The sequence below is a fragment of the Serratia sp. HNCC26DJ244 genome, from assembly GCF_057180565.1.
Genome location: NZ_JBXUGO010000009.1, coordinates 143,814 through 150,736 on the forward strand (window position 1 = coordinate 143,814; position 6,923 = coordinate 150,736).

Genomic DNA, 6,923 nt, shown 5'->3' on the forward strand with positions numbered 1-6,923 from the left:
GTTTCTCTCACTACTGCCATTTGCGGTGATAGGCACCCAGTGTGGTTTGGGTCCCTTCTGACATCGCGCCGAGCGTTTCCATCCAGGCGGCGTCTGGCTGATAAGTAGCCGGATTGGCGATACAGCGATCAATCGCCTGACGCCAAACCCGTGCTACTTGGCTGACATAGGCTGGGCTGCGTTGACGGCCTTCAATTTTCACCGACGCAATATTGGCGGCTAATAACTCTGGTAACAATTCCAGCGTATTGAGGCTGGTAGGTTCTTCCAGCGGGTGATAAAGCACGTTATCCACCAGATAGCGGCCTTTACACAGCGTTGGATAACCGGCATTTTCGCCATCCTGATAGCGATCAATCAGCACATTATTCAGCCGCGACTCCATCCCTTGTGCAGTTTGTTGCCAGCGTACAAAGCGCGCCGGGGAACAGGCACCAATGGTATTGGGGGATTCACCGGTCAAATAAGAGGAGAGGTAACAGCGCCCTTCAGCCATGATGCATAAGCTACCAAAGGCAAAAACCTCTAACGGCACCGGGCTGGTACGCGACAATTGCTTGACCTGATGCATGGAAAGCACGCGCGGTAACACCACTCGGGCGACATCAAAGTGGCGCTGATAAAAGCGAATGGCTTCTTCGTTGGTGGCAGAGGCTTGCACCGAGACATGGCGTTCCACCTGCGGGTAACGTTCAGCGGCGTATTCCAGCATCGCCAAGTCAGCCAGAATCAGCGCATCTGCTCCCAATTGCGCTGCGACATCCACAGCGCGCTGCCAGCGGACATACCCATCCGGGTGGGCAAAGGTATTGATGGCGATGTGTAATTTGCGACCATGCCGATGTACATAGTCGACGGCTTCCTGTAACTTTTTTTCGGTAAAGTTCAACCCGGCGAAGTGGCGTGCGTTGGTATCGTCTTTCAGGCCGATATAAATCGCATCTGCGCCATTATCTACTGCAGCTTTCAATGCTGGCAGATTACCGGCGGGGCAAAGCAGCTCCATAGGTCTATCCTGATTCAGCCGTGTACCCAGCGAGGGACACGTGGTGATAAATGTTGCCGGTCAACATGATTATCCGGTGGCGGAGTTATATCCAAGTTCATTCATATTGCGGGAGGCTAATTCTAGTAAACCCGAAGTTAACAGGCTTTGATTTGGGGCAGTTTCTGGCGTATTGATTGATGATAGAAAGGGTGTCAGCGCTACAAAACCACCTTGATGACGGGTTTTATCCCCCTTGCAGTGAATGATTCTGCGGATAGATCGGTTATCTGGGGCATTAATGTGGCAAAATAATCTAAAATTGAGTGGAAAGGAGTGAGTGAACGTGTTGGAAAAACTACGAGCGCGCATTGTGCGCCAAGGGCCGTCACTATTACGTGTGCCACTAAAATTCACGCCGTTTGCTCTGCAGCGCCAGCTTTTGGAACAATTGCTGGGCTGGCAATTTCGCCAAGCGCTGGCCGATGGAGATTTGGCATTTCTTGAATCACGCTGGTTGAAAATTGAAGTGCGCGACCTGGCACTACAATGGTTTATGACCGTAGAGAACGATAAGCTGGTGGTGAGCCAACAGGCGCAGGCTGATGTGAGCTTCAGTGGTGAGGCCAACGATCTGATCTTGATTGCTGCTCGTAAGCAAGATCCCGACACGCTGTTTTTCCAGCGCAGGTTGCAGATTGAAGGAGATACGGAATTGGGACTCTATGTTAAAAACCTGATGGACGCCATCGATCTTGATGCGATGCCAGCGCCGTTGCGCATTGGGCTGTTACAGTTGGCTGATTTTGTTGAGGCGGGTCTGCAAGAGGACACGGTGTACGCTTCCCGTGTGGTGCAGCCATGTTAGTCCGTGTTGAGATACCGGTGGATGCAGCAGGCATTGATGCTTTACTGCGTGACGCATTTGGCCGGGATGATGAAGCGGACCTGGTACGACAACTGCGTGAGGATGGCTTACTGACGTTAGGGGTTGTTGCTACTGATGAACAAGGGGGCGTGGTGGGTTATGCCGCTTTCAGCCCGGTTGAAGTTGCCGGAGAGGACCGTTTATGGGTGGCTCTGGCTCCCTTAGCGGTGGCAGAGGATCAACGCCGCCAGGGGTTGGCAGAAAAGTTAGTTTATGAAGGGCTGGATGCACTCAACGAGTTCAGCTATGCCGCAGTGGTAGTACTGGGGGACCCCGCCTACTACGGGCGTTTTGGCTTTAAAGCTGCCGCTCAGTATGATCTACACTGCCGCTGGCCGGGAACCGAAGCCGCATTTCAGGTTTACCCGTTGGCTGAGGATGCACTGCATGGCGCCAATGGGCTGGTGGCGTATTCAGCGCCCTTTAACCGCTTTTAACCCCCTAGACATTTAATCCAAGAGGCTGCTACTGGCCTCTTGGTTGATCTCCCCCATTATTCTGCGACTTTCCTTCTTAGCCATCACAATTTATGCACGTGGTTGTTTAACCTAAGTAACGAAAAATGGCTTAAAGTCTCAAAGAAAAGAGAGATTAAAATTGATGGATATCTTCAAATGAAAATAATAAATTGGCTGAGTTTTCTTATTTTAACCGGGTGCTATGTGGCAGAGGTTAATGCGGGTAACGCCCCTGATAACCAATATAAAATTCAGTGGTATAGTGGAGAACAGCAGCTTTCATCATCGGTTATTATCCAGCGTAATCAAATACAGGTGTATGGAAAAAATGACAGTCTTAATACCGAATTATGGTTGTTAAAGGATGGGGTAACTAATTGCCCATTGGATGTCGCTCTGTCGCTGGTTACAGACTCTTTTGAAGTTATTGATTTATTCGGTAATGGAGAGAAGGTCGTTTTGTTTGCCTATAAAATCGGTTGTGTCAGCGGGATTGACCCCGTTACGGTGAAGTATTTCGCCTATTATAACGGCATTAAGCATGCACTGAGAGGTGAGGAACATATCATCATTGGCGATGATGCCTATGGTGGCGAAGAGCCTCCGGTACCAGGAGAGAATTTGAAAAATAATAAAGTGCTTCTCGATTACATGCTAAAAAAATGGCCAGCAGTTTCGTTAAGAAAAGACGAATGATTAATGGTCTGTCCATATTTCGCTTAAAAATGACTTATCTTAAAGGAAAGTCCTTTACGTTTAGCCAATAGAGAGCTATTTGAAAAACCTGGAGCTGTTACGCTATTTAGATATGTAAAGCAAGGTCATATTGCTAAATGGGATAATAAAAACACTGCAATGGAAATGTTCTAATCTGGCTGATTAATTGATAAATTTAAAGATATGTCCTGTGGTGACTATAAGTATCACGAAGAAAAGTGACTATAGAGATAAGAAGAGTATCAATTAAAAGGGAGAACTCCTCTCATGATATATGAAAACTATGGTGGAGTGATCATAAAAATGAACATTTTAAACCTCAGCTTAATTAATTTTAATGTGGTTATTATTCTTATTTTTCTTGCTCTACTATTTAGCATGGCTACACCCATTATGACAATCATGCTTATAATAAACATGGCGAATGGGCCTCTGGTTAACCCATGAAGATATAACATTATGCTGACGTTAATGAAGCCGATAATAGTTACGGCGAAGAAAGCAGTACTTACGGCATCGGCAATAACAAGGATATAATTTTCAAATGTCTCATCACTGGCCACTTTAACACCCTTCCCATACACATCATGTATGGCTTTAACATACTCATTTTTCATTATCAATAGCTCTTGATATGAAAAACAATTTTTCAGTATTAGTTCTCTCGCTTTCATATTATTAACAATGAAAAATAAGTTGCTTACGGATAATTATATTATAGTACCATATGAGTTTGGTACTGTCTCACTAGATTTTTAATCAGGCATAGTTAATCTATTGCAACGGTAACCGCCGTTAAGTTGACATACTTGCCCTATTCATACAGCGGTATATTTTTTGAAAAAGAGGCAAAGACAGCATTCTAGGATAATAACGCCTCGAATCTCTCCAACATATCCGACTCACTAATGCGCTTTTTCTTCACCAAACAGGTGCAATTCCACCTATTCACGCAGCAAACTAGCGGAAAAGTCCCGTTGGTCGGGGGCTTTCTCATAATGTCGTCTTTTATGCCCATTGGACATACAGATGTCATAACTGATTTTACCCGGCAATATCGCTACCCGCGAGTAATCTGATTGACCGAGATAATGCCGTTATCCCAGATAATCTGGTGCAGGGAAGAGGGAACAATGCGGGTGAGGGTTCTGGGGGTAAACAGCCCCCAGCAGATCCCCCCGGGATGGCGCACGGAGCGATAGGTGATGCCAATCTCATGGGCGCTACGCAATTCGGCCCCTAATTGTTGTGCAGCTCGATAGTCTGTTGAGTGATAGTAGGGGTGTTCCAGCGGCAGACTGGTGATATCGGCAAAGGTGGAATCACTGAGCTCAGTGTTTAGGCAGCGGTATTCGAAGCATTCAAATTTGAGATCAGGCACCTTGCGCCAGTAGCGTTCACAGTGATAGGACACTTCAGCAATGGCGGTCTTTTTGCTTTCTGCGATGTAGTAGACCCCGTAGTCTCCATTGGAAAAACGGCTCCCGTCAGGGTTGACGTGGGTAAAGGCGGCCATGGCGTAGTGCGCCCCCGGAATCCCCAATACCCACTCTTCACGCGCCAGCAAATTGAGATTCCCCACTTGGTTTGCCAAGCGTGGATTGGTGATCTGTTGGATCTCAAACAGAATATCGAACTCTTCCGGGCTGGCGACGTCAGCAAACACCGAAACCGCTGGGTATTTAGTATGGATCAGGCGATAGCCACGCAGCGGCACGACAGCGGTGCGCGGGATCTCGGGGTGGATCATCCGACCAACCCGCCACGCAGTACATCGACACGTTTAGCCACTTCATGCAGATGACCAAACTCACCGTTTTCGATCAGCGAGAGCGGGGTAGTGCCATTGAAGAAGGGATTATGGTTCTTCATGGTCATAAAGCCGTAAACGTTCTCTGGGTTGTTGAACACAATACGCAGGGCGGAATGGATATTCAGCAGATAACTGATTCGGGTCAGTTGGTCATGGCTCAACGAAGCGGTTTTAGTTTCCCCATGGCGGTACTTGTAGAACGTAGCCTTGGAGAGTTGCAGAATATTTTGTTGCTGCTCCGCCGTACAGCCCCATTTATCCATAATTTCCATCGCCGCCCTCACCGCCACCAGGTCACGATTAGCATTGGTTTTAGCAACGGTGTTGAGATGCTTTTTCATCTCATTCTCCTGGTTCCTATTGGTGAATCAGTTGGTCTTATGGTAGACAATTTAATGGTATTTGTCTATTTGAAGACTGGGTGCTTACTGGTAATACGTCTTGCTAGCCAGAGATTATTCGGGCTGCTATTTATCCAGGCGACTGATTGGACCAAATCGGTTACCTGGCCAAGGTCAGAACGAAAGTCTTTAATGACGGCTATCGTTTGTTCAGTTGCAGTCACCACTGAGTGAGATTTTTTCTCTTGTATGTGGTGAAGCTAATGTATTGGTTCCCAAATTGATGCTGTAGGTTGATTTTTAGGCTGGTATAGTTTAGCTTCGTAAAAGTTTTTAGCCTATATTTACGGCTAATAATGAGCCAAGAAAACAAGGGTGATTCACCTCAAGGATAGTCTGGCTTTACCACGCTACGCCACTGTTCGGTCATAAAAAGTGTATTCAGTTTCTAATGGCGATCAAAAGTTCGCCTTATTCACAGTGCATAATAACCAGTTATGCTGTAGTTGACCTCGCATGAGGTTCGATGTTCCATGGAGGGCATATGAGTAGTGCCAAGCTAGCTCACGAACGATTCGCATTTTTGGAGATGCTGGCCTTTTGGATGGGAGAAGTACGTAATAGAGATCTTGAAAATCAGTTCAGCATAACCCGACAACAGGCCTACAAAGACATTGTTCACTATCAAAATTTACACCCCAATCACCTCCTTAAGCTAGATAAAGCACATTACGCCTTTGCTGATGATAAACAGCCTCAATATTTTCATGGTGGGTTAGATGATTTTCTTTCCTGGCTTGAAACCGGCTATTTTATATTGGCTCCCCGATTACTCAATTCCTGTGTAACTCGACTTGAATTACCTGAACGCAAAGTACCACGTCAAGTCATTACGACTTTAATGAAAGCTATTCATCAACACTTACGAATAGAAGTGAACTATATATCCTTGTCTAATCCCGAAAGTGAGGGGCGGATTTTTAGTCCACACAGCATTATCAAAGCGGGAAGCCGCTTCCATGTCCGTGGATATTGTGAGAAATCTCAAGGATTTCGTGACCTTGTTTTGAGTCGGTTCCGTGAGAATGCAGCAATCGAAGGTTCATCGCCCCACTCCATCGTTCAAGATGAAGCCTGGCAGACCTATGTCACATTAATACTATCACCTGATCCGAGGTTAACTCTCGCCCAACGAGAAGTTCTCGCCAACGACTACCAAATGGAAAATAACCAACTTCATATAAAAACCCGTGCAGCCCTTGCCGATTACTTACTGAAAGAATTGCAGGTGAACACTAAATATCTTGACGGAAAACCCGAAGCTCAACAACTGGTGTTGGTAAACAGAGATGACATCAAGCAATGGCTTTTTAACAGTTGGTGAGTGTGTAGGTAATAGATTAGTAATCTCAGTTAACCTGAATTTCTGTACAGTATTGTGAAGGGTTTTTATTAGTAGCAAGCTCTCACTCCAATGACAAACCTTATTTGGCTATGTCTTATGAAATCAGTTTAACGTCCGTGGATAAACGCCTTTAGGTAAGGATGATTAATAGTGAGATTCTCAACAAAATCGCCTGCGCAAACCGACAATATAGCCTCTGCAATTTGCTTCGAAAAGTGCCCGGCTAAAACACAGATGCTAAGTGATGGAACCTCGATTCAAGGGCGTTCGGTGCTG

General features: G+C 46.1%; 8 protein-coding genes. 4 read left to right on the top strand and 4 right to left on the bottom strand.

The features are described 5' to 3' along the window. Positions 1 to 10: 10 nt before the first annotated feature. Positions 11 to 1,006 (bottom strand): ubiquinone anaerobic biosynthesis protein UbiU, encoded by a 996-nt coding sequence (gene ubiU, locus AC2A06_RS09915; protein WP_023489007.1) that lies wholly within the window; start codon positions 1,004 to 1,006, stop codon positions 11 to 13. A gap of 325 nt (positions 1,007 to 1,331) precedes the next feature. On the opposite strand from ubiU, the gene ubiT reads away from it, so the two are divergent. From ubiT to AC2A06_RS09930, 3 genes are all read left to right on the top strand, one after another. Continuing rightward, positions 1,332 to 1,853, top strand: a complete 522-nt coding sequence (gene ubiT / locus AC2A06_RS09920) for a ubiquinone anaerobic biosynthesis accessory factor UbiT (protein WP_023489006.1) — start codon at positions 1,332 to 1,334, stop codon at positions 1,851 to 1,853. After that, the gene (locus AC2A06_RS09925) at positions 1,847 to 2,350 is read left to right on the top strand and encodes a GNAT family N-acetyltransferase (RefSeq protein ID WP_023489005.1); all 504 of its coding nucleotides are present in this window, start codon (positions 1,847 to 1,849) and stop codon (positions 2,348 to 2,350) included. Before ubiT ends, AC2A06_RS09925 begins: the two co-directional genes overlap by 7 nt. A gap of 177 nt (positions 2,351 to 2,527) precedes the next feature. After that, positions 2,528 to 3,067 carry a M949_RS01915 family surface polysaccharide biosynthesis protein gene (locus AC2A06_RS09930; protein ID WP_484380153.1) on the top strand — a complete coding sequence of 180 codons (540 nt, stop codon included), beginning with the start codon at positions 2,528 to 2,530 and terminating at the stop codon, positions 3,065 to 3,067. A 302-nt stretch (positions 3,068 to 3,369) separates the two neighbouring features. On the opposite strand, the gene AC2A06_RS09935 is transcribed toward AC2A06_RS09930, so the two are convergent. From AC2A06_RS09935 to AC2A06_RS09945, 3 genes are all read right to left on the bottom strand, one after another. After that, positions 3,370 to 3,705 (bottom strand): hypothetical protein, encoded by a 336-nt coding sequence (locus tag AC2A06_RS09935; protein ID WP_484380154.1) that lies wholly within the window; start codon positions 3,703 to 3,705, stop codon positions 3,370 to 3,372. 443 nt (positions 3,706 to 4,148) lie between these two features. Next, positions 4,149 to 4,838, bottom strand: a complete 690-nt coding sequence (locus AC2A06_RS09940; protein WP_484380155.1) for an RES family NAD+ phosphorylase — start codon at positions 4,836 to 4,838, stop codon at positions 4,149 to 4,151. Next, positions 4,835 to 5,242, bottom strand: a complete 408-nt coding sequence (locus tag AC2A06_RS09945) for an MbcA/ParS/Xre antitoxin family protein (RefSeq protein WP_023492802.1) — start codon at positions 5,240 to 5,242, stop codon at positions 4,835 to 4,837. The genes AC2A06_RS09940 and AC2A06_RS09945 overlap by 4 nt, the downstream gene beginning before the upstream one ends. A gap of 544 nt (positions 5,243 to 5,786) precedes the next feature. Here AC2A06_RS09945 and AC2A06_RS09950 point away from each other — a divergent pair. Then, positions 5,787 to 6,626, top strand: coding sequence for a WYL domain-containing protein (locus tag AC2A06_RS09950; protein ID WP_484380156.1), 840 nt, complete (start codon positions 5,787 to 5,789; stop codon positions 6,624 to 6,626). The last annotated feature ends 297 nt before the right edge of the window (positions 6,627 to 6,923 follow it).